The sequence below is a fragment of the Neoasaia chiangmaiensis genome, assembly GCF_002005465.1.
GTDB classification, from domain to species: domain Bacteria; phylum Pseudomonadota; class Alphaproteobacteria; order Acetobacterales; family Acetobacteraceae; genus Neoasaia; species Neoasaia chiangmaiensis.
The window spans coordinates 2,868,979-2,891,825 of the sequence record NZ_CP014691.1 but is presented as its reverse complement, the minus strand read 5'-3'; the positions used below and the strand labels follow the sequence as shown (position 1 = coordinate 2,891,825).

General features: G+C 61.2%; 25 protein-coding genes, 1 tRNA gene and 1 other RNA gene. 16 read left to right on the top strand and 11 right to left on the bottom strand.

Features of this window, described 5'->3' with window-relative positions; genetic code table 11:
* Positions 1 to 117 precede the first annotated feature (117 nt).
* The 4 genes from A0U93_RS13730 to A0U93_RS13715 all read right to left on the bottom strand — a co-directional run bounded on the left by A0U93_RS13730 (position 118) and on the right by A0U93_RS13715 (position 5,556).
* Positions 118 to 1,581, bottom strand: coding sequence for a mannitol dehydrogenase family protein (locus A0U93_RS13730; protein WP_077807829.1), 1,464 nt, complete (start codon positions 1,579 to 1,581; stop codon positions 118 to 120).
* 236 nt (positions 1,582 to 1,817) lie between these two features.
* Positions 1,818 to 2,822, bottom strand: a complete 1,005-nt coding sequence (locus A0U93_RS13725) for an FUSC family protein (RefSeq protein ID WP_077807828.1) — start codon at positions 2,820 to 2,822, stop codon at positions 1,818 to 1,820.
* A gap of 6 nt (positions 2,823 to 2,828) precedes the next feature.
* Entirely contained in the window at positions 2,829 to 4,352 is a 1,524-nt protein-coding gene (locus A0U93_RS13720) for a DegQ family serine endoprotease (RefSeq protein WP_077807827.1), read from the bottom strand.
* Between the two features lie 19 nt (positions 4,353 to 4,371).
* Complete coding sequence (locus A0U93_RS13715; protein ID WP_077807826.1) at positions 4,372 to 5,556, bottom strand: OpgC family protein; 1,185 nt, start codon at positions 5,554 to 5,556, stop codon at positions 4,372 to 4,374.
* 139 nt (positions 5,557 to 5,695) lie between these two features.
* On the opposite strand from A0U93_RS13715, the gene A0U93_RS13710 reads away from it, so the two are divergent.
* The 4 genes from A0U93_RS13710 to A0U93_RS13700 all read left to right on the top strand — a co-directional run bounded on the left by A0U93_RS13710 (position 5,696) and on the right by A0U93_RS13700 (position 8,677).
* Positions 5,696 to 6,829: an Mrp/NBP35 family ATP-binding protein gene (locus tag A0U93_RS13710; protein WP_077807825.1), complete on the top strand. Its 1,134-nt coding sequence runs from the start codon at positions 5,696 to 5,698 to the stop codon at positions 6,827 to 6,829.
* On the top strand, positions 6,826 to 6,999 hold the full coding sequence (locus A0U93_RS16505) for a hypothetical protein (protein ID WP_169852650.1): 174 nt from the start codon (positions 6,826 to 6,828) through the stop codon (positions 6,997 to 6,999). The genes A0U93_RS13710 and A0U93_RS16505 overlap by 4 nt, the downstream gene beginning before the upstream one ends.
* Positions 7,000 to 7,108: 109 nt before the next feature.
* Positions 7,109 to 8,557 carry an aldehyde dehydrogenase gene (gene aldA, locus A0U93_RS13705; protein WP_077807824.1) on the top strand — a complete coding sequence of 483 codons (1,449 nt, stop codon included), beginning with the start codon at positions 7,109 to 7,111 and terminating at the stop codon, positions 8,555 to 8,557.
* A gap of 48 nt (positions 8,558 to 8,605) precedes the next feature.
* Positions 8,606 to 8,677, top strand: a tRNA-Thr gene (locus tag A0U93_RS13700).
* Positions 8,678 to 8,806: 129 nt separating this feature from the next.
* Here A0U93_RS13700 and A0U93_RS13695 read toward each other — a convergent pair.
* Both A0U93_RS13695 and A0U93_RS13690 read right to left on the bottom strand, forming a co-directional pair.
* Positions 8,807 to 9,895 (bottom strand): hypothetical protein, encoded by a 1,089-nt coding sequence (locus A0U93_RS13695; protein ID WP_077807823.1) that lies wholly within the window; start codon positions 9,893 to 9,895, stop codon positions 8,807 to 8,809.
* A 240-nt stretch (positions 9,896 to 10,135) separates the two neighbouring features.
* Positions 10,136 to 10,342: a cold-shock protein gene (locus A0U93_RS13690; RefSeq protein ID WP_077807822.1), complete on the bottom strand. Its 207-nt coding sequence runs from the start codon at positions 10,340 to 10,342 to the stop codon at positions 10,136 to 10,138.
* A 565-nt stretch (positions 10,343 to 10,907) separates the two neighbouring features.
* On the opposite strand from A0U93_RS13690, the gene A0U93_RS16665 reads away from it, so the two are divergent.
* Entirely contained in the window at positions 10,908 to 11,075 is a 168-nt protein-coding gene (locus tag A0U93_RS16665) for a hypothetical protein (protein WP_170233432.1), read from the top strand.
* Positions 11,076 to 11,087: 12 nt separating this feature from the next.
* Entirely contained in the window at positions 11,088 to 11,213 is a 126-nt protein-coding gene (locus tag A0U93_RS16995; RefSeq protein WP_255318254.1) for a hypothetical protein, read from the top strand.
* Positions 11,214 to 11,447: 234 nt separating this feature from the next.
* On the opposite strand, the gene A0U93_RS13685 is transcribed toward A0U93_RS16995, so the two are convergent.
* Positions 11,448 to 11,663 (bottom strand): hypothetical protein, encoded by a 216-nt coding sequence (locus tag A0U93_RS13685; protein ID WP_077807821.1) that lies wholly within the window; start codon positions 11,661 to 11,663, stop codon positions 11,448 to 11,450.
* Between the two features lie 198 nt (positions 11,664 to 11,861).
* On the opposite strand from A0U93_RS13685, the gene A0U93_RS13680 reads away from it, so the two are divergent.
* On the top strand, positions 11,862 to 12,107 hold the full coding sequence (locus A0U93_RS13680) for a hypothetical protein (RefSeq protein WP_245824917.1): 246 nt from the start codon (positions 11,862 to 11,864) through the stop codon (positions 12,105 to 12,107).
* Positions 12,108 to 12,363: 256 nt separating this feature from the next.
* Here the strand turns inward: A0U93_RS13680 and thyX are convergent, their stop codons facing one another.
* Positions 12,364 to 13,272, bottom strand: coding sequence for an FAD-dependent thymidylate synthase (gene thyX, locus A0U93_RS13670; RefSeq protein WP_077807818.1), 909 nt, complete (start codon positions 13,270 to 13,272; stop codon positions 12,364 to 12,366).
* Between the two features lie 33 nt (positions 13,273 to 13,305).
* Between thyX and ssrA the strand changes: the two genes are divergently transcribed.
* Positions 13,306 to 13,636: a transfer-messenger RNA gene (ssrA, locus tag A0U93_RS13665) on the top strand.
* 67 nt (positions 13,637 to 13,703) lie between these two features.
* A complete protein-coding gene (locus A0U93_RS13660; RefSeq protein WP_077807817.1) occupies positions 13,704 to 14,243 on the top strand; it encodes an SspB family protein in 540 nt (179 codons plus the stop codon).
* A 3-nt stretch (positions 14,244 to 14,246) separates the two neighbouring features.
* Here the strand turns inward: A0U93_RS13660 and A0U93_RS13655 are convergent, their stop codons facing one another.
* The gene (locus tag A0U93_RS13655; RefSeq protein ID WP_077807816.1) at positions 14,247 to 14,861 is read right to left on the bottom strand and encodes a TetR/AcrR family transcriptional regulator; all 615 of its coding nucleotides are present in this window, start codon (positions 14,859 to 14,861) and stop codon (positions 14,247 to 14,249) included.
* A gap of 18 nt (positions 14,862 to 14,879) precedes the next feature.
* On the opposite strand from A0U93_RS13655, the gene A0U93_RS13650 reads away from it, so the two are divergent.
* The 3 genes from A0U93_RS13650 to A0U93_RS13640 all read left to right on the top strand — a co-directional run bounded on the left by A0U93_RS13650 (position 14,880) and on the right by A0U93_RS13640 (position 17,736).
* Positions 14,880 to 15,467: a hydrolase gene (locus A0U93_RS13650; RefSeq protein ID WP_077807815.1), complete on the top strand. Its 588-nt coding sequence runs from the start codon at positions 14,880 to 14,882 to the stop codon at positions 15,465 to 15,467.
* Positions 15,468 to 15,554: 87 nt separating this feature from the next.
* On the top strand, positions 15,555 to 15,947 hold the full coding sequence (locus tag A0U93_RS13645; RefSeq protein ID WP_077807814.1) for a VOC family protein: 393 nt from the start codon (positions 15,555 to 15,557) through the stop codon (positions 15,945 to 15,947).
* A 193-nt stretch (positions 15,948 to 16,140) separates the two neighbouring features.
* Positions 16,141 to 17,736, top strand: a complete 1,596-nt coding sequence (locus A0U93_RS13640; RefSeq protein WP_077807813.1) for a porin — start codon at positions 16,141 to 16,143, stop codon at positions 17,734 to 17,736.
* Between the two features lie 51 nt (positions 17,737 to 17,787).
* Here A0U93_RS13640 and A0U93_RS13635 read toward each other — a convergent pair whose 3' ends face one another.
* Positions 17,788 to 18,015 carry a hypothetical protein gene (locus A0U93_RS13635; RefSeq protein ID WP_077807812.1) on the bottom strand — a complete coding sequence of 76 codons (228 nt, stop codon included), beginning with the start codon at positions 18,013 to 18,015 and terminating at the stop codon, positions 17,788 to 17,790.
* Between the two features lie 63 nt (positions 18,016 to 18,078).
* The gene (locus A0U93_RS13630; RefSeq protein WP_077807811.1) at positions 18,079 to 19,227 is read right to left on the bottom strand and encodes a lactonase family protein; all 1,149 of its coding nucleotides are present in this window, start codon (positions 19,225 to 19,227) and stop codon (positions 18,079 to 18,081) included.
* 181 nt (positions 19,228 to 19,408) lie between these two features.
* On the opposite strand from A0U93_RS13630, the gene queA reads away from it, so the two are divergent.
* Genes queA through A0U93_RS13610 form a run of 4 tightly spaced genes read left to right on the top strand, consistent with a single transcriptional unit; the run spans position 19,409 to position 22,840 of the window.
* Positions 19,409 to 20,443 carry a tRNA preQ1(34) S-adenosylmethionine ribosyltransferase-isomerase QueA gene (gene queA / locus A0U93_RS13625; RefSeq protein WP_147150709.1) on the top strand — a complete coding sequence of 345 codons (1,035 nt, stop codon included), beginning with the start codon at positions 19,409 to 19,411 and terminating at the stop codon, positions 20,441 to 20,443.
* Complete coding sequence (gene tgt / locus A0U93_RS13620; RefSeq protein ID WP_077807809.1) at positions 20,440 to 21,600, top strand: tRNA guanosine(34) transglycosylase Tgt; 1,161 nt, start codon at positions 20,440 to 20,442, stop codon at positions 21,598 to 21,600. The genes queA and tgt overlap by 4 nt, the downstream gene beginning before the upstream one ends.
* Entirely contained in the window at positions 21,597 to 22,631 is a 1,035-nt protein-coding gene (gene queG / locus A0U93_RS13615) for a tRNA epoxyqueuosine(34) reductase QueG (RefSeq protein WP_077807808.1), read from the top strand. The genes tgt and queG overlap by 4 nt, the downstream gene beginning before the upstream one ends.
* The gene (locus A0U93_RS13610) at positions 22,628 to 22,840 is read left to right on the top strand and encodes a ribbon-helix-helix domain-containing protein (protein ID WP_077807807.1); all 213 of its coding nucleotides are present in this window, start codon (positions 22,628 to 22,630) and stop codon (positions 22,838 to 22,840) included. Before queG ends, A0U93_RS13610 begins: the two co-directional genes overlap by 4 nt.
* The last annotated feature ends 7 nt before the right edge of the window (positions 22,841 to 22,847 follow it).

The following is a 22,847-nucleotide window of genomic DNA, read 5'->3' as shown; positions in this document are numbered from 1 at the left end:
CTTATTCGTTACCCGACGCCAATAAGCAGTTTTGACGTCGAGTAAAGCGCTTGCTTGATAAATGCGGCACGACTGCGACATTCCTGCATCGTCATGTCTGCCGCACGAGCGGGGGATTCAGGACGGAATCGCGGCCTTCACGCCCTTGTCGCGAATGGTCCGCCGCGTCGCAACGACGGCCTCGTCCAGCCCGGCATGCTCAAGATGGCGCCACCCATCGAATGCCGCCAGCTTCAGGCCCGCGCCCAGATCCGCGTCATTCACAAGCGCGTAATCTTCGGACTTCAGGGTAGGTTCGATCGGCTCGAACGTCGTGCCGTCTTCCGCCTTGCCGCGCAGCATCTCAAGATAGGCTGCAATCCCGAACGCCAGATATTTTACGTCGCGCTTGCCTTCCAGCAGCTTGCGCGCGGTTTCCGTCCAGAAGACCTGCACCTTCGAACTGCCATCGCTCGCGATGCGCAATGTCTGATCGGCCATGGCCGGGTTGGAGAAGCGCGAGATCACCGATTTCTTGTAGTCTTCCAGACTCACGCCCGGCGGCGCCTTGAGCGTGGGGATCACATCGGTATCGAGGAATTTCGCCAGCAGACCGCTGAGATCGGGATCGGAAACAGCCTGGTCGATCTGCTGATATCCAAGCAGCAGGCCGGGAAAGCTCAGCATGATATGCGAGGCGTTCAGCATGCGGATCTTGACGTGTTCGTAATCACTCACATCATCGACGAATTGCACCCCGACCTTGTCCAGCGCCGGGCGCCCCGCGACGAAGTTATCCTCCACAACCCACTGCGTGAAATCCTCAGCCACCAGCGGCAGGTCGTCGTCCAGACCGCTTTGCTGATTTAGTCGCGCCGCAATCTCCCTGGAAACGGTTGGAGTGATACGATCCACCATGCCGTTCGGAAAGGTCACGTTCTTCTCGATCCAGGCCGCCAGTTCAGGATCGCGCGCCTTGGCATAACCGAGGAACGCCTTGCGTGCGATATTGCCGTTGTGACGCAGATTGTCGCACGACAGAACCGTGAAGCCGCCCAACCCGGCATCGCGCCGGCGACGCAGCCCTTCCACGACGTAGCCGAAAATTGTCGAGGGTTTTTCCGGATGCGCGAGATCGTCCTGTACCGCCGGCGCATCGACACGGAATTCTTCCGTGTTCTCGTCGATATTATAGCCGCCTTCCGTAATGGTCATGGAGACGATCCTGATTGCCGGGTCGGCCAGATGGACCAGCACGGCTTCCGGATCGGCAGGCGCCAGGAGATAGTCCAGCAAGGCGCCGTTGATGCTGACCTCACTCCGACCGGAAGGCGCGGTCTCAGTCAACGAGAACAGGCAGTCCTGATCCTTATAGGCTGCCGCCTTGCGCTCCGAGCGTTCACCACTTGTCAGCCCGACGCCGATGATTCCCCACTCCGGCCGGCTCTCCAGGCCAAGGGCCTTGTTGACGTAGTAAGCCTCATGCGCGCGAAAGAAATTGCCGACCCCGAAATGCACGATACCCGGCGTAACAGACGCCACGTCGTATGGCAGCGGCAACACGTCGGCAGGGAGTTTGCGAAGGGTTTCGCGCGTAATCATTGATCGGCTTCCTTTATTTTTCCTTAAGACATTGGGTGTCTTATCAGCACAAAGTTACCCGCCGCGCCGTACTCAACGCGACACTATGCAGCCCTTGCATAGCATACCCGGCTTCGTTTGTCCGAACGTTACGGCATGCCACACGGTTGCCTTATTCGGTCAGTCCGTCACTGGCCCGATCTGTCACTCGCCCAGTCTGGCGCGCAGTTGCGCAACGTCGCTTCCCGGATCGCTCATCAATACGTCGATGGCCTGTCGCAAATCCTCCACCAACAGATTAACAGCGAAATGCATCTCCGGCAGCGCATTCCGACCGAGATCGGGAAGCGATGCCAGCACATCGTCCCTGCCCGGTCGCTCGGGTGTCCCTGTTGCCTTTCCGGCAGCGTGCTGTTCGCAGCGATGCGCCAGACTGCGATACGCATGGCTGAAGTCGCCGTGCAGCCAATGTACGCCGTCGAACCCTTGCTGTCCTTGCCGGCCTCGATCGCACGGGCGATCAGCATTGTGTCGCTCATCACATGTCGCATGAGACTGGGCAGCACCACCAGGACAGGGTGACGACGCTCGAGGTCGGTGATGCGCTCCCGCCGTGCCTCGACGACGCAATCATTCAGCTGCGCCAGAAGCGGAACGCAGAGTTCGCCCCGCGCCTCGAGCTGGCGCCAGCTTTCCGAACGCAGCAATGCCGCCTGGAGAAGCTCGTTGAGATGACGGAACATCTGCGCGGCGATCAGAAAGGCACGTCGCCGCGCATCGGCATGGAACACCACGTAAGAGACCGCCACTGACACCAGGACGCCCAGGAAGATCGCGGCCAGCCGTTCCGTCAGCGGCGTGAACGGATTGCCCGTCGACGGCAGGAGATAGACGATCATCAACGTCACGCCCGCAAAACGCAGGGACGGACGCCACGCCGCCAATGCTGCCAGCGGCACCAACGCCAGCCAGAAGGGCAGCCAGTATTGATCGAGCAACGGGCGAAGCGAAATCGCCAGCGTGCCGACGACCGCACCGATAAGCGTGCCGACGATCTGGTCGCGCGCCGTCGTGATGGTCTGCGCAATACTCGATTGCGTGACGATCAGCGCCGTAATCAGCGCCCAGATCGTTTCGTGCAGGCCGAAAACAGCCGCAAAGAACCATGCCAGCAGTACAGAGACCAATATCCGAACGGTCTGCCGCCACGACGCCTCCACCCCGTAACGGGAGACATCCACCCCCTTACCCGACAGCCGCATGGAGCATCAGTCGCCGTTCAGCGGCAGCGGCACCCAGCGCATCCCGTCGCTGTTTTGCACCAGAAGCAGGATCGAGTGCTTCTTCTGTGCGCGGGCGCGGGCAAGTTCATGCGAAAGCGCATCGGGTGAATCGACTTCGACCTGCTGCAACTCGGTGACGACATCGCCCGCCTGAAGGCCGCGCGTCGCCGCCGGTCCATCGGCGGTGACAGCCGTGACCACGACGCCACGCTGGGAGTCCGAGAGCTTGAACTTCTGCCGCGCATCATCGTCGATCGCACCCAGCGTCAGGCCCAGATCGGCAAGCGAGAGCGTGGCATGGCCCGTGGCCCTGGGTGCGGTCGGCGGCATGTCCGGCGCCTCGGGCGATGGCTTGATGACGACATCCATCGTCAGATCCTGTCCCTTGCGCCAGACCCCGAACGCCGTTTTCGTGCCCGGCGCGATCGCCGCCACCAGTCGCGGCAACGAACGACCGTCGATTACCTCGCCATTCAGTTTGGTAATGACATCGCCCGTCTTCATGCCGGACACCGCGGCAGGCCCCTTCGGCTCGACGCCGGCGACCAGCGCGCCCTTGGCAACTTTCAGCCCCAGACTGTCGGCGATATCGTGGCTGACGTCCTGAACCCGGATACCGATCCAGCCGCGCTGGACATGGCCCAGACGTCGGAGTTGGTCGATCACGCCCCGCGCGTCGTTCGATGGAATGGCGAAGCCGATGCCGATCGATCCGCCGGACGGGCTGTAGATTGCCGTGTTGATGCCGACCACCTCACCCTTGAGGTTGAACAGCGGGCCACCGGAGTTACCGCGATTGATCGGCGCATCCGTCTGGATGAAATCGTCATAGACGCCGCGATCGATACTGCGCCCGCGGGACGAGACGATGCCGCTCGTCACCGTGCCGGACAGCCCGAACGGATTGCCGATCGCCAGCACCCAGTCGCCCACGCGTGCCGTATCGCTGTTGCCGAACGGCACAGTCGGCAGGGGATGCGGCGCATCGACCTTGATGACCGCCAGATCGGTCCGGCTGTCGCGCCCCACGATATGGGCTTTCAGCACCGTATCGTCCTGAAGCGTGACCGAGACCTGATCCGCATCCTTCACCACATGGTTGTTGGTGACAATGTAGCCGTCCGGCGAGATGATGAAGCCGGAGCCAAGCGCCTGCATCTTGCGCGGCGGCGCATCGGGGCTCGGCTTGCGGTTCATGAAATCGTGGAAGAACTTCTCCATCGGCGAGCCGGGCGGGAAATCGGGCACCTGCGGGCCATCGTCCGGGCCGTCATCGGGACCGCCGTCGTCATCGTCCTGCCCCGGCTTCAGCGTGGCGGAAATCGACACGTTCACCACGGCCGGCAGGAGCCGGTCCGCCAGATTGGCGAAGCTGTCCGGCGCCGGTCGCGGCACGACAGGCGCGGAAGCGGCGGGCGCCGTCTGCGCGACAGCGGCATGATCCGCCCCGGAAAGAACGGTACTGCCGAGCAGGAGAGCGAAAGCAACGGGGACGATGCGTTGGGTCATAACCGCAGGATATCGCAATTCAGCCCCCGCCGTCACCACCGGCCGGCCGCATGGCCTCGCGCTGCGCCTGCGCCCGGGTCTCCCCCGCCATCAGGGCGGCCTGACGACGATGATGATCGAGCCACAGGGCCACCCCATAGACACCCGCCAGACCACCGACATTGACTGCGATCTGGATGGCCCAGCCAGTGCCGAAGCTGTTCATCACAAGTCGTGCGAAAAGGTCCAGTACCGTTCCAAGACTGAAGACTTCCAGCGAATGCCGCCCCAGAACCGCCAATGCCTGCCCTCCCCGGGTTTCCGAGAAGCGTGAGGCCGTGCCGGAAGACTGGACCACGACCAGTATCGCCATGGCCTCTAGCCAGCGCCACAGGGCCAGAGTCGATTTCTCCGCATGCGGTACCGGCAGCGGATTGAGCGGCGGCAGCCCCCAGTCGCGATAGGGGAAGCATTCCCAGACACCCCAGACCAGGTAGATGCCGCAAACCCAGCGCAGCCATCTCGGACTCGGCAAATGCCCGTCGTTCCTGCCCGCCAATATGGCGGACAACATGCCCAGCACGAAAATGAACTGCCATGCCAGCGGGTCGAAATACCAACCGTCCGGGTCGAGCCAGTTCGGAATATTGATCGACGGGTCGAGGTTGGCGATGCACCATAATACGAAGCTGACGCCGAGCAGCAGCTTCGCAGAGATCTTCCACAACCACACCATGACCGGAATGGCGAGCAACAACAGGATATAGAGCGGCAGGATGTTGAGATTGTTGGGCAAGGCCTGAAGCGTCAGCACGGCCCAGAGCCAATGGCTGCCATGGGCCAGCTCCGGCTCCAGGAAATCCACCGGAACAGGATCGTAATGGCGCCACTGCCGGATGGTGAACACCGAGACGAACAGCATGACCATCTGGAAAAGATAGAGCCGCCAGCACCGCCGCAAAATCCGTCCGAAAGCCGCTTTCCATCCGCCATCGGGCGGCCCGCGCAGGATGAGCCGTCCATAAGCCAGCCACGATGCGTACCCGGCCAGAAGGACGAAAATCTCGGCGGCATCGGCAAACCCGACATTGCGCAGCGTGAAGCGGTTGAGCCAGTCCTGCGGCACGTGGTCGCACAGCATCATCAGCAATGCCACGCCTCGCAAGGCATCTACGCGATGATCGCGACGCTTCCGCGGGCGCGGCGTTGAAGCGGCCTGGTCCATATAAGTTTCCTGAGCTCCGCTCTCTCGTTCGCCGATCGGCATCCATACGCGACGGATCGCGCTTGATCCATTCCCGCCACGCCGTCACGCATGATATGACACACCCATATCAGACGCGCTCCGACGCGAAAGGAATATCATGACGTCTTCCGACACGCCCGAGAATGGCCCGGATTCCGGGAAAATTCTTGAAACGCTCCGCCTCGTTCAGGATGAAAGCGGCACGTCGAACGTTCTTTCCTTCGCATCGCTCGAAGGCATTGCCGTTCGCGACGGCCACGCGCAGATCTCGCTCGTTACCTCACGCGATGACGCCCACCGGATCGAACCGCTGCGCCCCCGCGCGGAAGCGGCACTGGCCCGCCTGCCCGGCATCACGCGTGCCACCATCGTCCTGACCGCTCACCGCGCGCCCGGCCAGCCACCTGCGGGCGGCGGCCATCGGCCCTTCAGGCTCGACTCCCCGGCCAACAACCCGGGCACGCCGGAAACGCGCCCGACCGGAAAGCTCCTGCCGCAGGTCCGTGCGATCATTGCCGTGGCATCCGGCAAGGGTGGCGTCGGCAAATCCACGACCGCCGTCAACCTCGCCGCCGGGCTTGCGAAGCTGGGCCTGCGCACCGGCCTGCTGGATGCCGACATCTATGGCCCGTCCCTGCCCCGCATGCTCGGCCATTCCGCCAAGCCTTTCGTCGAGAACGGCAAGATCATCCCGATCGAGGCCTGGGGCATGCACGCCATGTCGATCGGTTTCCTGGTCGACGAGCGTCAGGCCATGATCTGGCGTGGACCGATGGTCATGGGGGCGATCAGCCAGTTTCTCGGCGATGTCGCATGGCCGGAACTCGACGTCCTAATCATCGACATGCCCCCCGGCACCGGCGACGCCCAGTTGACGATTTCCCAGAAGCTCAGCCTGCGTGGCGCGGTCATCGTCTCCACGCCGCAGGACATCGCCCTCCTCGACGCGCGAAGGGGCGTTGCGATGTTCGAGAAGATGAACGTGCCGATCCTCGGCCTCATCGAGAACATGTCCTATTTCTGCTGCCCCAACTGCAATCACCGCACCGAGTTGTTCGGTCATGGCGGCGCCAGGGCGCAGGCGGAGGAATCCGGCGTGCCTTTCCTCGGTGAGGTGCCGCTACTGGCGGATATTCGCGCAAGTGGCGATGCCGGCGCGCCGATCGTTCTCTCCTCACCGGACAGCGAAGGTGCTCACGCCTATACCGCCGTCGCGCGGGCCATTGCGCAGTCCCTGCGTCTGGATCGATGATGCGCGGCCTTATGTGGATCGGCTTCTGCCTGTCATTGGCGGGCTGCACCGGCACGGGCGCGAAACACCATGGTTACGCGGCGGATGGCTATGGCATCATCGACAATTCACCGCATCTGCCGCCCCCTCCGGATCTCACGCGTCCGGCGCCGGCTCCCGACAAACCATGACCGATGTTTAACGTCGTTACCGGGAACTTCGTCGCCCTGACCCGTTCGAATCCCCGATAGCCTCTTTCGGTCCGGACATGTCCGAAGGAGCGAGGAAGGAAACGAAACCATGGCGCTGCAAAATAGCTACGATCTGTTTATCAATGGCGAATGGACGCCCGCCGTCAGCGGCGAACGTCTGGACGTCGAAAATCCCGCAACCGGCGAAACGCTCTCTCGCGTCGCCAATGGTACCGGCGCGGATGTCGACAAGGCCATGGCCGCCGCCGAACGGGCCTTGCCGGGCTGGAGCGCGAAGCTCGCCACCGAACGCGCGGATTATCTCTACAAGCTGAACACATTGATTGAACGCGATGCCGAGCATCTCGCGCGTACCATCTCCTCGGAGATGGGCAAGCCGATCAAGGAAGGCCGCGTCGAGGTCGGCTTTGCAACGAAACTCATCCGTTTCGCCGCCGAGAATGCGTTGCGTCTGCAGGGCGAGATCATCCCCGGCAGCCGCCCGGGCGAGAAAATCCTTATCGACCGCAAGCCGGTCGGGGTTGTCGGCGCGATTGCGGCCTGGAATTTCCCGCTGGCGCTGATCGCCCGCAAGCTGGGCCCGGCTCTGGCTGCCGGCAACACGATCGTCATCAAGCCGCATGAAATGACGCCGCTGGCCGCTCTGGAACTGGCAAAACTTGTCGCAGAGGCGGAATTTCCTGCCGGCGTTGTCAATATCGTGACAGGCGATGGGCCACGCGTGGGCGTGCCGCTGGTCGCCCATCCGGGTACGCGGCTTATCACCATGACGGGCTCCACCCCGGCGGGCAAGAAGATCATGGCCGCCGCCGCGGAACACCTGAAGATCGTCCGTCTGGAACTCGGCGGCAAGGCGCCGTTCATCGTCGCGGACGACGCCGATCTCAACCGTGCTGTAGAAGCCGCCGTCGTCGCACGCTACGGCAATGCCGGACAGGTCTGCACAGCCAACGAGCGCACCTACGTGGATGCCAAGGTCTATGACAGCTTCGTCGGCAAGCTGCGCGATCGCATTGCGCAACTGAAGGTGGGCAATCCTCTGGACGATGCCACGGATATGGGTCCGAAAGTCTGCGGTCCCGAGCTTGAGAAAGTCGACAAGATGGTCAAGCACGCGATCGAACAGGGGGCAAAGCTCGAGTTCGGCGGTGAACGCCTGACCGGCGGCCTGTATGACAAGGGTCAGTTCTACGCGCCGACACTGCTGACCAACGTCACACACGACATGGACATCATGCATGAGGAGGTGTTCGGTCCCGTCATGCTGGTCATGAAAACGAACAGCTACGATGAGGCACTGAAACTGGCGAATGACAGCCGCTATGGCCTTTCGGCCTATGTCTTTACCAACAGTCTCGACCAGATCATGAAGATGTCGAGCGATCTCGATTTCGGTGAGATCTACGTCAATCGTGAGAGCGGCGAAGCGGCCCAGGGTTTCCACCATGGATATCGCGATAGCGGAATCGGCGGTGAAGACGGCCAGCATGGCCTCGAAGCCTACGTTGAAACCAAGACGATCTATCTCAACGCCTGACGAATCACTCTTGACCGGCCCCGTCCACATGGTCAAAAACGGGGCCGCGCCGGATTAGCACAGTGGTAGTGCAGCGGTTTTGTAAACCGAAGGTCGGGGGTTCAAATCCCTCATCCGGCACCGGAAATTCTTGCAAATCAAAACATCTTGCCCGACGCGCGCGGCGCGTATAACGCGCACGACCCCGGATATGGAATTTTGGCTATCGAATCGGCCGCGATAGCCACCCCGCATAGATCTCTGTCGTCTTTACTGATGCGTGTCCAAGCTGAATTTACCGCGCTTGCTGACAGGTCCAAGATTGGGGTCGGTTGCAGCCTGTGGCGCCACGTCGCCGAATTTACGTTTTAATGTGGGTTTCGTCGATGCACGTTCCACTTCAACGCAGATACCCAAATGATCGGAGGCTGTCGTTCCTGTCGACGATTGGGAAATATAGAACCCACGAGGACATGATACCGTTTCCCTGCAGTAAACGGCCACGTCAAAGGCTTCGGTGGCCTTTGCATTCGTTCCTGATCGACCGTCTCCGCGATAGGGGCCATTTCGGGGACCGATCAAGGTGTCGACCGTATTGATATGTGCCGGGTCGATGGCATTCTCGTATGTGCGTGTACCGCCATATAATTCCTGCAATGCCCGGGCAGTAAAATTCTGACCTTTCTGATTTGTATCGCCAATAACAACATCGAGAGGTCTTCCCTGGATATTTCTTGATATTTCCCGATAGAAGCTGATCGTTTTTTGATTGTCTTTACTGATCTCATTTGGAACATGAACAAAAGCAATCAAGAGATCATGCAGGCGATAGACGACGTAACCATTTCCGCTGGCAAGAAACTCGACCAGAGGTCCTTTATCCGAGAAGCAGGTGAATGCCTGATTGTTAAGATATTTTCCTGCCCTTGATGGCTCACTGACAACCCGTCGAACCTTGTCCGGCAGCGCCACCAAGGCGCCGCCTGATGCTTCCGCCGGATCGTGCAACTCGCCACACACCAAAATAGCCGGTGCCTGCTGACCGATCTCACGCGAGCAGTGCTGCCATATCTGGTTGACGTGACTACCCATCAGGGAACGAGGTTGGGCACATTCGTTGAGGGAAGGATTATTGCCGGATGGCAGGGCGGTCACAGGCACAAGGTTGGCCGGCCCCTGGAGCGGTCCCGACGGAACAGGCGTAGTTTCCGGCATGACAAGAGCATTATGACCATTGTCGACGGCATATTTGTTGGCATCGCGCGTGAACCTTTGCGCCACCAATTTCGCATAATTGCTACTTCCCCCAACAACCTTGCTGCCAGCAGAATTGAAGGACTGATAGACAATGACGGGCATCACTGAGTGCTCCTGCTGACTGGCGGCCATCCTTTGCCCGGCAGAATGACGATGTTTCGGCCAGCGTTCTAGTATTTACCGATGCAGGGCGCCGTCCAGGACCACGCTATTGCCTCGCACGATTTCGACGCGATCCTGAGCAGAGAAGTTCAACCTGGAATACAGAAGGTGCCGAAAACCTTCCGCAACAGGCGCAGCACAAAAAAAGCCGCCTCGCGAAAGGCGGCCTTTTTACAGGACTTATATGGCCTGAAGACTTCCGGCAGATTTCTTGCCGTTCTTGCCTACTTCGATCTCGTAGGAAACCTGCTGCCCTTCATTAAGGGTGGGGATGTTCCCGCGCTCAAGGGCGGAAATATGGACGAAAACGTCGTCTCCACCCTCACTCGGTGCGATAAAACCAAAACCCTTGGTAGGGTTGAACCATTTTACGGTGCCTGTTGCCATAACAAGGCTCCTTTTTCGACATGACGGCCGCGCATGGACATATGCGCGCGAACATAACTTCTGGGAGAAACGGAAGACACAACGTGCGTCAACGATCGCACAGAAGCACCCGTCACGACATTATATGCATGCATAAAGCCGAAATGGGAAGTTCAAAGCACGCCAGCAGGGGGCGAAGACGGAAAGATTTAGGTCAGATCGCGAGACAGAGCACTCACCAGAGAATTATTTCCATGCTGATCTTGCGCTGCAATCGCACCCATCCCAGTTGCAATGATGGCACAAGGGAGACCTGCCATGTCACATAAGGCTCACACGCACAAGTCGACAAAATCCCGACATAAGCCACCGCATTACGGTGCTGCGCATTACGCCGTTCAGGGAACCGGAAGGCGTGGCGGTCTGAGACTGCGGGAAGCAGACCTGACACCTGAGGCAACCGGCAACGCCATGACCCCAAGGAAAACAGGCCAATAGCGCGGGTATTTTTGGCAGGCCGCTTTAGAACACCAATTTCCAGGCCGCCTGCCCCCTGAAATACTTCTGCTTTCGCAGGATTATTCACATGAATACCAGAAACATCGCAATCGGTATCGGCATCGTCATTGTATTGATTGTTCTCATTGCGCTTTTCTGGCCTGTGGGGTCTGTGACACCCGGCACGCAGCATACCGAACAGGCTGCACCGCAGGCGATGCTTTTCGAATCGCCCCGATTTACTCAGGCCGCCTAGGGAGATATCGCCATGTTTTCCGTTCCGCCCGATAGTTCACGCGCCGGGTGGGTGGCCGTATGTGCGCTGATCGGACTGGCCGGCGCTTTCATCATCGCATTGACGTGGGCGGCCGGCTTCTCTCCTCATGCATTCTAGATGCTGCCGTTCTCCCCATGATTCACATGTCTGGGGCAGTTTCTCCACAATCATGCCCACGACACCATCCACCAAATCTGTGCATAACTGGAAGCATCATGAGTTATGAACGCGGCCTGCTACAGCGGGTCATCAGCTTTCTGGCGTCCACCATCTCTCATATCATCGGGCACAACCTCAGATAACGGCAGGTATATTTGGATGCGGCCGCAATAGTGGCATTGGGCGATACGCTCAGTCGTATTTAACGTCGCCTTCCCATTCATCGCGCGGGATCAATATCAAATCCGCAGCGCATGTGCCGGTCATGAAACGATATGGATCCCAGGACCAGATTTCCGGCACGTCGATCGGCTCATCCCCACCGAAAGTCGGCAGGTTGGCTGACAGGTCGATCTCGCCATTTTTGATGGCCAGGTACAAGCTGTCGAGTGTCGCATACCTCACCATGTCACATTCCCTTCATGCATATAGTTGCCGAAAATGTCTCGCGTGATGCTGGGAACAGAAACGCGCAGACCCAGGCAAAGTGCCGAAGGAACAAAAAATTCGGTATGCCGTTAAAGTATCATGGCCATTCATCAAAATGACAACGAAGCTGAACGGCAACGCCGCATTCACCTTTTATTGGATCGCCTTCCGACAAAGGTGAGAAACGCCGTTCAATGGCTTCTGACACCGGAGCGTCGATGGATCCGTATCCCGACCGCAATCGTGTTCCTGATCGGCGGAATGCTCTGGTTCCTGCCGATCCTCGGTATCTGGATGCTTCCTGTGGGAATCATTCTTCTGGCGGAAGACGTGCCATTGTTCCGGCGCCTGAGCGCATCGCTTCTCGCATGGATCGAACGCCGCCATCCCGCCTGGCTCGGGTTGGACAAGCCTGCTCAATGAAATTGGCATTTCGGATACGGCGCAACGGCAGGACCGCAGTTATCGTTTGACGCATTCCGCGTTTTGCCCGGCGTTACCGCAGAATGGCAATGGACGTGATTTAGGGATCGGCCAGAAAACCTCGATCCCGATCGCGATCATTACCAGTATCGCAGCGACCCAGAGAAACGGGCGAAAGCGCGGTGGCCTCGGCTCACCGGGGAGCGGTATACGCTCGCCGGTCCGCATTATCTGGTCGAGGTCGCTCATCTGGTCATCAGGTCGATTGCAGGACAGCCTGCATTTCATCCCATTCCCGTCGGCTCAGGCCGGAGTTGGTCTGATCGACGGTCTCTCCAGCCAGTTGCCGTCGCAGTACGGCCAACATGCCAGCGGAGAACGTGAAAGCGCCAAGACGATATTCCTCGAACGCAGCACAGGTGATCGGAACCCATGCACGCAGAATATCGATCATCGCTTCGGCGTAGACACGGATTTCATACTGCGCATGCGGGTCCGCCCGAAGGCTGAGAAAGTGTAGCAGATTGTGCAGATCCGCTTTCCAATACCACTGGGTATAGGTGTTAAGCGTCAGGTTCATACGTGCGAGTTCCCGCGCCAGGCCCACGCCGTCCGGATCGAGCATCTCCTCGTAGTGATCGTAACAGCGCGACGCATCCTGGCGCAGCAGATCAAGCACATGGGCAGCCCGCTCCGGTGACAGCGACGCCGCCCGCCCCTGACGATTGGACTTGCTCTGGGCGGAGACCTGATCGAGCGACGGCAGGTAGAATTCCCGGTCGAGAATCGAGTAGCGCGCGGAGTATTCGTTCACGTTCGCCATGCGGTGGCGAATCCACTGCCGCGCCACGAAGACAGGCAGTTTGACGTGGAATTTGATCTCACACATCTCGAAAGGCGTCGAATGACGATGCCGCATCAGATACCGGATCAGGCCCGTATCTTCCGATACCTTCTTCGTGCCGCGCCCGTAGGAAACGCGTGCCGCCTGCACCACCGCGCTGTCGTCGCCCATATAGTCGACGACCCGGACGAAGCCATGATCGAGCAACTCGAACGGCTTGAACAGCAACGCCTCCAGCGCCGGCACCGTCGGGCGGTTCGTCGTTGCGGGGGCAAGGCGTTGGGCCTCGATTTCGGCGCGTTGTTCGTCAGTCAAAGGCATGCCCCGCGCTTAGCATCCCACGATTGTTTTGACCACCTTGCCGACGGCCTGATCCTCCACTATATCCCGTGATGCCGGAGCGCCTCGGCGCTTGGCTATGGCGATAAACGGTAAGTGGAATAATCGTTGTGGACCCGGGGGCAGTGCCCGGCGTCTCCACCAAATTCTCGCTTCAACCCTCGGGCGGCGAGCATGGGGACGAAACAGGCTCGACACGCGTGGTAAAGACTTATCTTTTGCCCGGCATTGTACCGCCGTTATCGGGCTAAATCACAAGTGCCAACGATAACACGAAGGTGCTCGCTGCCGCTGCATAAGCGGTAAGCGCGGTTCGGGAGGGCACCGGGCAACAGAAGCCCTCCCACACTTGCCATGACGTCCGATCTGTCGCATCCCTGCGCGACTGATTTTCATACGACGGACCAGGTAAGATGAGCGACGATCACGACAACGGTATTGACGGCGATCTGCCCGAGAGCCTGTTGCCCTACGACGACTGGGTGGAAGATGCGTATCGCGAGGTCATGCTGCGCGCGCTCGAGCACGCCGCAGTGGAAGGCCTGCCGGGCGATCATCACTTTTACCTGACATTCCTGACCAATTTTCCCGGCGTCGACATCCCGGCTCGACTGCGCGCCCAATATCCGCACGACATGACCATCGTGCTCCAGCATCAGTTCTGGGACCTGAAGGTGAACCGTGAAACGGGCATCGTGTCCGTCGGCCTCTCGTTCGGCGGCATCGGCAGCATGCTGGTAATCCCGGTCGCAGCGATCACGGCCTTTGCCGATCCTCATGTGCGCATGGCACTACGATTCAGCACCGATGAACCGGAAGAGGATTTCGAAATCGAAACCGAGGAAACAACCGAGGATATCGAACCGGTCAAGCCTCCCGCGCCGCACGAGGACGCACAGGTCGTCAGTCTGGATGCGTTCCGCAAACGGCCACCTGGCGGCGACAAGAACTGACCCTTATGGCGCAATGACGCGGCGTAGCGCACGCCGCAGTTCCTCGCTCACCCTCTGCCCATCGGTGCGCTGGGAGAATGGATGCGCCAGTTTCATCAAATGCAGCACCATGACGGCGCGGTATCGCGCCGTCTCCTCACCGAGCGACGCTACACGGCATAACAGTGGCGCCAGATGTGCGCAGAATTCCGCCTGGAACGCGGCCCGGTAGCTACTGGCATCGTCACGGATGTCGATCAGCATGCTTGCAGCCTGACGGAGCCGGTCAGGCTGAAAGGCATCGGCCAGCAGCGCATCAGCCAGGCCAGCGGGATCGCGTGTGTCGTCCCGCATGCAAAGCGCGTCGAGCCGTTCACGCTGAGCCACTGCAAAGCGTTCCAGCACTTCGATCGCCAATGCCTTCTTGTCGGGAAAAAAGCGATAGAGCGAGCCGACTGCCGTGGACGACCGCACGGCGATGGCACTCATCGTCGTCGCCTCGTAGCCGGATTCGGCGAAAATCTCCGCCGCTGCCGTCAGGATTTTCTCCACACGATCAACACCGCGCTGGCGTTTGGGCGTGACGGCGCTTGACTTATGCGAGGATATCCTCGCATAACCGTCCTGATCTCTCATCATTCGAAAAGCACGATCCCCATGCTAAATCTTGACCCGACATCCACGGCCCTGGTGCTGATCGACCTTCAGGATGGCATCGTCAACATGAACCTCTCCCCGCGCGACGGCCAGACCACGGTCGCAACCGGTCGCGCGCTGGCGGAAAAGGCACGCGCCAGCGGCGTCAAGGTCGTGCTGGTCCATGTCGGATTTGCGAGCGATTTTGCCGATGCGCCATCGCATAATGTCGATGCGCGGCTCCCGCTTCCGGAAGGTGGGCTGCCCGCCGGCTGGTCGGATCTGGTATCGGACCTGCGGCAGGAGGGCGACCTCGTCGTCTACAAACGGCAATGGGGCGCCTTCACCGGCACCGACCTGGACCTCCAGTTGCGTCGTCGCGGGATCAGGACGATCGTGCTGGGCGGCATCGCAACCAATTTTGGTGTGGAATCGACACTGCGACACGCCTGGGAACTGGGCTATGACATCGTCGTGCCGGAAGACGCGTGCACAAGCGCCGATGCCAATCTGCATCGCATGACGATCGAGCATGTCTTCCCGCGCCTTGCACGCGTCGTAACGGCCTCGGAACTCTCGTTCGAACCTGTGACCTCGCCAGCAACCTGACGCCACGCCCGCGTGCGCAAGCCCCATGGTCAAGTTGAATTCTCGTCCTATACTCACGTCAACTGAGAACCATAGGGCAGGCCAGGCATGCGCTTCACCGTCGATCGTCTCGATCATATCGTTTTGACCGTCCGCGACCGTGCGATCTCGGCTTCCTGGTATCAACGCGTGCTCGGCATGGAAATCGAGGAGTACGGTCGTAACAACCGCGTGGCATTGAGCTTCGGTGGACAGAAGATCAACCTCCGCCCCAGTGGTTCGGACGGATGGACGACCGCGGAGTCCGCAACGCCCGGCGCCAGCGACCTGTGCTTCACAACCGCTATCGACAGCGAAAACGTCATCCGACATCTGGAGAAATGCGGCGTGGCGATCGTGGAAGGCCCGGTGGCGCGTCTCGGCGCACTAGGTCCGATGACGTCGGTCTATATCCATGACCCTGACGGAAACCTGATCGAGATCGCATCGTATCAGGGCTGACAACCCGGCCTCCTGCAATGTGTCGAAGTTGTAATGACTGTAACGCAAACGGTATGATTCATTCCTCAGGCATTTGTTAAAACCGGACCAAGAAGTTTTCGCTCTCGGCGACCTCTCGATCAGATGGCTGCGAAAACATTATTTCTAACGGTGATTAATAATGCCACGGTCTAAAAGGCAGCGCCCGCGCCTCATGTTCGCAGTCGCAATGGGTTCGGGTTTCCTGCTTCATTCCCACTTGGCCCATGCTGACGATTACACAGATCTTCTGGATATCCTTCGTGCCAAGGGCAGCCTGACACAGACCGAATATGACGGCCTTCTTGCCAAGCACCTCCATCACGCACACCCCGTCACGCCGCGCACACGCACGGCAGCGGCGCGACGCGGTTCCGCCGCCGAGACAACGGCCCGCATTCAGCCGGGCGAAAGCCGGCGGCCATACGCTCCGCCCCCGCCCGACTCGCTGAGCTTGCTGGCGCAGGCGCAGGATGCCGCCGCACGTGCGCAGGCCAGCGCGCAGGATGCCCGGCAGGCGCTGCTTTCCACACGCTCAGCCATGAACAGCGACAGCGTCGTGCGCGTGGCCAAATATGTTCCCGGCAAGGGCATCACGATCAAGGCCGGGCAGATCGACATCAACTTCTCCGGCTTCGTCAACGGCTTCTACACGTTCAACAGTCCGGGCGGCGGCACGCCGGTCGCAGGCGGCGTCTCCACGGGCGCCAGCGGCTTCGATACATCGAGCGTGCGCAACGGCCTGCTGCCGGCAGGCCTGCTCGTCAAGCTCTCCACGACGCAGGACGGCCTCGACCTTTCGGCGAATTTCGGCTTCTACCCTGGCCTCGACAACAACAACCCGGGCGCCTTCAACGCCAATAGCGGTGGCAGCGCGGTCGGTCTGGGCACGGCCGGCCTCGATGTGCGTCAGGTCTTCGCCACGGTGGGCAACAAGGACATCGGCACGTTCAAGGTCGGTCGCGATCTCGGCCTGTTCGGCGGCGACGCAATCCTGAACGATGCCACATTGCTGAGCGTCGGCTCGACCGGCAGCAACGCCAATCCGGCCAATACCTCGCTGGGCCGCATCGGCGTCGGCTATGTCTATGCCGACTGGATTCCGCAGATCTCCTACGCATCGCCGGTGTATCACGGCCTTCAGGGCACGATCGGCATTTTCCAGCCGCTCGACGAATTCAATTTCGCGGGCAGCGGATACTCAGCCACCAATGTCCAGCACAGTTCGCCGATGGTCCAGGGCAAGGTTACCTATGATTTCGACGTCGGCAGTCTGAAGGGACGTATCTGGTCAAGCTTCCTTGTCGAGCACCAGCAGCATCTGCTTGGCGCCGCCATCGCCAGCCAGAGCAGCCGCAGCACGACAGCGGTCGCTGGCGATATCGGCACGAAACTGACCTATGGGCGGCTGGAAGGCGTGGCCTATTACTACTATGGCAGCGGCCTGGGCACGACCGGCCTGTTTTTCGACGGCTTGAGCCAGTCGGGACGCAAACGCGATTCCGAAGGCTACTATGTGCAGGCTGCGTACAAGATATTCCCGCGCCTGAAGGTGGTCGGCAGCTACGGCGTCAGCAATCTTTATCAGGCACCCGGCGAAAGCATTCCGTTGATGGTGCGCCGCAACGAGTCGGAAGTGGGTGCGGCCTATTTCACCCTGACCGACTGGCTGACACTCATGGCGGAATACGCCCACACACGTTCGGCGGCTCACGGCCCCGATCATAACAGCGACAATACGGTCTCGGCCGGCGCTGCCATCTTTTTCTGACCGCGCAGAATACAACGGGCAGGACCAAGGCCCTGCCCGTTTCCGATCGAATTACCAGTTGCGGCTGATCAACCAGAATTCTTCCGACGTCAGCGTCACCAGGCCACCGCCGGGCTGCTGATTGGTATCGGCCGCGGCGCCGGCCAGCGCATGGATACGCTCGACCATCACGGTCTTGCGCTGATGCGCCTCGGTTTTCTCGGCAGTCTGTTCCAGGGCAGTCAGGGCCGATTTGGCAGCCTTGGCGACGCGCGCTGCATCCAGAGCGGCATAGGACATCTCGTTAACTCCTCACTCGAATTACGCTTGGCCCCGGCAGGATAGAGGCAAGCGCCGGATCTGTCAGCGTTGCCGCTCGATATTTGCGCCACCACCCGGCAGCGGTGCGTCGCCCACGACCTTTAGATGGGTTCCATCCCACGACAGCGTCCGCAAGGTGCGATCCATCACCCCTTGCACCAGGACGCTTCGACCATCCGGCGAGAAGATCAGCCCCTGCGGCCAGAGCGTGCCGGGCGCCTGCGCCAGTTGCGTCAGACGACCGTCCGACAATCCGAACACGGTAACGATTCCACGCGGATGATAAAGCGGCGAGGTCGGCGGCATTGCCGAACCGTTTTGCGAGACAACCGCAAGGAAACGTCCGTCGGGCGAAATGTCCATGCCCTCCGGCGCATTCGGCACCGGCACGCGTTGCACGATTTTCAAAGGCCAGGACGAGGCATCCACCATTGCGATCTCGCCCGGCTTGCCTTCGCCATGCCCCAGCACGTTGATGGCGGCATAATGCGCATCGGGCGTCAGGCGAATGGTCCATGCGCCGGGTGCGAGCAGAAGCGGATCGGGATCGACATTGACCCTGTCGCCGTCGAGCGACAGACCGAACACCTTGTCGCCTTTCCAGAGGCTCACGAGCGCGTGCCGGCCGTCTGGCAGGATCGCAACACCCGCCGTGAAGCCGCCCGGCGTGGGCAGTGTGATGACCTGCCTGTCCGACAGGTGATGCCCATCCCATCGGAACCAGCATAGCGTGCTGGATACGCCGTTCGCCGTCAGCACATGCTTGCCGTCCGGGGTCAGCCGCATGGTGGTCACGCCCTTCGCGGCATGCACCGTCTGGACGACGTGCGGCACAGGACCGCTCAGATCGACGACGCTCAGCCGATCGTCGGGCACGATCTTGCCTTCCGCGACATCGGCCGTCGTCGCCGAAGCAACAAACGCCGTCTTGCCTCCCGGCAAGACCAGTAGCCCGGTCGGCGGTCCGACAACGCTGGCAGGCACATTCCCGCTGCCTGTCACTCGCCACACGCCATCTTTCCCGGCGGCGAGAACCGAAAGCGTGTCCGGTTCGAGCGGCGATGGCAGCACCTGCTTGCCATCCTTCAAGATCGAATGCGCGTCGTTGGCGGAGACGACCGTGTCCGCCCGTGCAACCCCACCGGCAAGAAAAGCGGACAGGAGAAGAACGGATCGCAGGGACAAACGCATTGGACAACACTCGTGACTTGTTTCGCTTCCGTTTGAAAGGCCGCGCGTGTCCGGACTTGGCAATTAAACAAAATGTGACTGGCATCGGTTTTTCACGCTTATGCGCTTCTTCACTGGCCATGCGCATGCCCGATGCCTTAAGAAACGCCCGCCCATGACACAGCCAGCCCCCCCTTCCGCCATGGCGGCGTTCGACTTCGTCCTGCCGCCCGAAAATATCGCACTTGCGCCGGCGCGACCGCGCGACAGCGCCCGTCTGCTGCATGTGCAGCCCGGGGCGCCATTGGCCGAGACAGCCGTACGCGCGCTGCCGACCCTCCTGCGGAAGGGCGATCTGCTGATTGCGAACGATACGGCCGTCATCCGTGCGCAGCTCGCCGCCCATCGCGGAACGGCCAGGATCGGCATTACGCTCGACCGCATCCTGCCGAATGGCGAGTGGCACGCGCTTGCGCGCAATGCACGTAAACTCAAGGCTGGCGACACGCTGACCTTCGGAGAAGACCCCGTCACGGCGACTGTCACGGAAAATGAGGGCGACGGTGCAGTCCGCCTCGCCTTCAGCGTTGCAGGCGGCGATTTCGACGCCTTCCTGCTCCGCGTCGGCGCATTGGCCCTGCCGCCTTATATCAGCCGGCCTTTCGGCCCGACCGAACAGGACGATATCGATTACCGCACGATCTTCTCCCGCCAGAAAGGCGCCGTTGCCGCCCCTACGGCCGGGCTGCATTTCACGCCTGAACTCCTGACCGCTCTGGACGCGGCGGGCATCACGCGCCGCACCCTGACATTGCATGTCGGCGCCGGCACGTTCCTGCCGGTTCGCGACGATGACATCGACAGGCACCGGATGCATGCCGAGTGGGGCGAGATCGACGCGGAAACCGCCGCCGCCATCAACGAGACGCGCGCGCGGGGCGGCAGGATCGTCGCGGTCGGCACCACCAGCCTGCGCCTGCTGGAAAGCGCCGCCGATAAAAACGGTATCGTCCATCCCTGGCGCGGTGAGACGGATATCTTCATCCGTCCCGGCTACCGCTTCCGCGCGGTCGATGTGCTGATGACCAACTTCCATCTGCCGCGCTCGACACTTTTCATGCTCGTCTGCGCCTTCTCCGGCACCCAGACCATGCGTGAAACCTACCAATACGCCGTATCGAACGGTTTCCGCTTCTATTCCTACGGAGATGCCTGCTTGCTGGAACGCGCCCCATGAGCCCGATGCGCTGGATGACCGAGGCGACCTGCGGCAATGCCCGCGCGGGTCATCTCCACACCGCCCACGGCATCGTGCCGACGCCGACCTTCATGCCGGTCGGCACGGCGGGCACCGTGAAAGCCATGACGATGGACGCTGTACGCTCGACGGGCGCGGGAATCGTGCTGGGCAACACCTATCACCTCATGCTGCGCCCGGGCGCGGAACGCGTGCGGAAGATGGGCGGGCTGCACCGCATGATGGACTGGTCCGGGCCGATCCTGACCGATTCCGGCGGGTTCCAGGTCATGTCCCTCGGCGCGCTGCGCAAGCTCGACCAGGACGGGGTGACCTTCAATTCGCATATCGATGGTAGCAAACACCGACTGACGCCCGAAATCAGCACCGATATCCAGCACGCGCTCGATGCCACGATCACCATGTGCTTCGACGAATGCCCCGCCCTGCCCGCCACACCGGAGCGCATCGAGCAATCGATGCAGCTTTCGATGCGCTGGGCCGCACGCTCGCGCGAAGCCTTCGTGCCGCGGCTGGGCTATGGACAGTTCGGCATCGTTCAGGGCGGCACGGAACGCGAGCTGAGGGAACGCTCGGTCAGGGCGCTGACCGATATCGGTTTCGAAGGCTACGCGATCGGCGGCCTGGCCGTCGGCGAAGGTCAGGAACTGATGTTCTCGACGCTCGATTACACGACACCGCTCCTGCCCGGGACGCATGCCCGCTACCTGATGGGCGTCGGCACGCCGGACGATCTGCTCGGCGCGGTCGAGCGTGGCGTGGACATGTTCGACTGCGTCATGCCCACCCGTGCCGGACGCACCGCCCGCGCCTACACGGAGCGCGGAACGCTGAACATGCGCAACGCCCGTCACGCGGAAGACAACCGGCCGATCAGCCCGCATTGCGACTGCCTCGCCTGCACGCGCCACAGCCGGGCCTATCTGCACCATCTTTTCCGTAACAACGAAATCCTCGGCCCGATGCTGCTGACGTGGCACAATCTTGCGTATTATCAGCGCCTGATGCGCACGATCCGCGCCGCCATCGTCGCCAGCAACCTTCCAGCGGTGGCGGCAGGCTTGCGTGCCGACTGGGCGGCCGGCGACTGGACGGAAAACGAGATGCCGCAACCCGCGATCCCGCCCGTGCCGTGAAAAAGAGCGTCGAGGACCGCATCGCCGAATATGCGCGGCGGCTGGGCTTCGACGCCGTCGGCTTCTGCCGTGCCGAGTTGCCGGACGAGGCGCGCGCGCGCCTGCATGAATTCGTCGCCAACGGCTGGCACGGCACCATGGGCTGGATGGAACAGCGGCTGGATCAGCGCGGCGATCCGAAAGCCCTTTGGCCGGACGTCCGAAGCGTCATCTCGCTTGGCCTCTCATACGCGCCCGAAACCGACCCTCTGGCGACGCTCGCCATGGCCGATCGCGGCAATATCTCGGTTTATGCCCGCAACCGCGATTATCATGACATCATCAAGGGCATGCTCAAGCACGTCGCTCAGTTCGTCGTGAAGCAAGGCACGGACACGCAGGTCAAGGTGTTCGTCGATACCGCACCGGTCTCGGAAAAGCCGCTGGCCGAAGCCGCCCAACTCGGCTGGCAGGGCAAGCATACGAATGTCGTCTCGCGCGACCATGGTTCCTGGCTGCTGCTGGGCGAGATCTTCACGACGCTCGATCTCCAGCCCTCCGCACCGCGGGCCGGTGCCTGCGGCTCCTGCACGCGATGCCTGGTCGCCTGCCCCACCAACGCTTTTCCAGCGCCCTACAGGATGGATGCCCGACGCTGCATCTCCTATCTGACCATCGAACACGCGGGTCCCATTCCGCATGAATTCCGGCCGCTGATCGGCAACCATATCTATGGCTGTGACGATTGTCTGGCCGTCTGTCCCTGGAACCGCTTCGCCCAGGCCGGACACGAAGCCAAGCTCGCCGCCCGATCCGAACTCGTCGCGCCACGCCTCGCCGAACTGGTGGCGCTCGACGATGCCGCATTCCGCACGCTGTTTTCCGGCTCGCCCATCAAGCGCATCGGGCGAAACCGCTTCGTGCGCAATGTCCTGATCGCCATCGGCAATTCCGGCGACGCATCGCTTGCCGATCATGCGCGAACACGCACGCAGAACGACGACGCCGTCGTGGCGGAGGCCGCACGCTGGGCGGTCGAACGCCTCTCGTGAGCGATCTGGTCAAACGCAGCGTCTCGCTGAGCGGCCATCGCACCAGCATCGCACTGGAGCCTGAATTCTGGGCAGTGCTGGAGGAAATGGCCGGTTTGCGCTCACTGGCCTCGCTGATCGGCGAAATCGACGCCCGGCGTCCGCCGGAGCGGCCCCTCGCCTCGGCCTTGCGCGTCGCCGTACTGGCATATGCACGGCGCGCCGGATAAGCTGAAT

Bases quoted from the DNA above. Each gene is read 5' to 3' on its own strand.
- queA (WP_147150709.1), top strand. From the start codon at position 19,409: ATGGCGGCGTTCGACTTCGTCCTGCCGCCCGAAAATATCGCACTTGCG.
- A0U93_RS13695 (WP_077807823.1), bottom strand. From the start codon at position 9,895: ATGCCCGTCATTGTCTATCAGTCCTTCAATTCTGCTGGCAGCAAGGTT.
- A0U93_RS13685 (WP_077807821.1), bottom strand. From the start codon at position 11,663: ATGGTGAGGTATGCGACACTCGACAGCTTGTACCTGGCCATCAAAAAT.
- A0U93_RS13725 (WP_077807828.1), bottom strand. From the start codon at position 2,822: ATGCGGCTGTCGGGTAAGGGGGTGGATGTCTCCCGTTACGGGGTGGAG.
- A0U93_RS13650 (WP_077807815.1), top strand. From the start codon at position 14,880: ATGCTAAATCTTGACCCGACATCCACGGCCCTGGTGCTGATCGACCTT.
- thyX (WP_077807818.1), bottom strand. From the start codon at position 13,272: ATGCCTTTGACTGACGAACAACGCGCCGAAATCGAGGCCCAACGCCTT.
- tgt (WP_077807809.1), top strand. From the start codon at position 20,440: ATGAGCCCGATGCGCTGGATGACCGAGGCGACCTGCGGCAATGCCCGC.
- A0U93_RS13715 (WP_077807826.1), bottom strand. From the start codon at position 5,556: ATGGACCAGGCCGCTTCAACGCCGCGCCCGCGGAAGCGTCGCGATCAT.
- A0U93_RS16665 (WP_170233432.1), top strand. From the start codon at position 10,908: ATGAATACCAGAAACATCGCAATCGGTATCGGCATCGTCATTGTATTG.
- A0U93_RS13690 (WP_077807822.1), bottom strand. From the start codon at position 10,342: ATGGCAACAGGCACCGTAAAATGGTTCAACCCTACCAAGGGTTTTGGT.
- A0U93_RS13730 (WP_077807829.1), bottom strand. From the start codon at position 1,581: ATGATTACGCGCGAAACCCTTCGCAAACTCCCTGCCGACGTGTTGCCG.
- A0U93_RS13635 (WP_077807812.1), bottom strand. From the start codon at position 18,015: ATGTCCTATGCCGCTCTGGATGCAGCGCGCGTCGCCAAGGCTGCCAAA.
- A0U93_RS13645 (WP_077807814.1), top strand. From the start codon at position 15,555: ATGCGCTTCACCGTCGATCGTCTCGATCATATCGTTTTGACCGTCCGC.
- A0U93_RS13710 (WP_077807825.1), top strand. From the start codon at position 5,696: ATGACGTCTTCCGACACGCCCGAGAATGGCCCGGATTCCGGGAAAATT.
- A0U93_RS13640 (WP_077807813.1), top strand. From the start codon at position 16,141: ATGTTCGCAGTCGCAATGGGTTCGGGTTTCCTGCTTCATTCCCACTTG.
- A0U93_RS13655 (WP_077807816.1), bottom strand. From the start codon at position 14,861: ATGATGAGAGATCAGGACGGTTATGCGAGGATATCCTCGCATAAGTCA.
- A0U93_RS13720 (WP_077807827.1), bottom strand. From the start codon at position 4,352: ATGACCCAACGCATCGTCCCCGTTGCTTTCGCTCTCCTGCTCGGCAGT.
- A0U93_RS16505 (WP_169852650.1), top strand. From the start codon at position 6,826: ATGATGCGCGGCCTTATGTGGATCGGCTTCTGCCTGTCATTGGCGGGC.
- A0U93_RS16995 (WP_255318254.1), top strand. From the start codon at position 11,088: ATGTTTTCCGTTCCGCCCGATAGTTCACGCGCCGGGTGGGTGGCCGTA.
- A0U93_RS13660 (WP_077807817.1), top strand. From the start codon at position 13,704: ATGAGCGACGATCACGACAACGGTATTGACGGCGATCTGCCCGAGAGC.
- aldA (WP_077807824.1), top strand. From the start codon at position 7,109: ATGGCGCTGCAAAATAGCTACGATCTGTTTATCAATGGCGAATGGACG.
- A0U93_RS13630 (WP_077807811.1), bottom strand. From the start codon at position 19,227: ATGCGTTTGTCCCTGCGATCCGTTCTTCTCCTGTCCGCTTTTCTTGCC.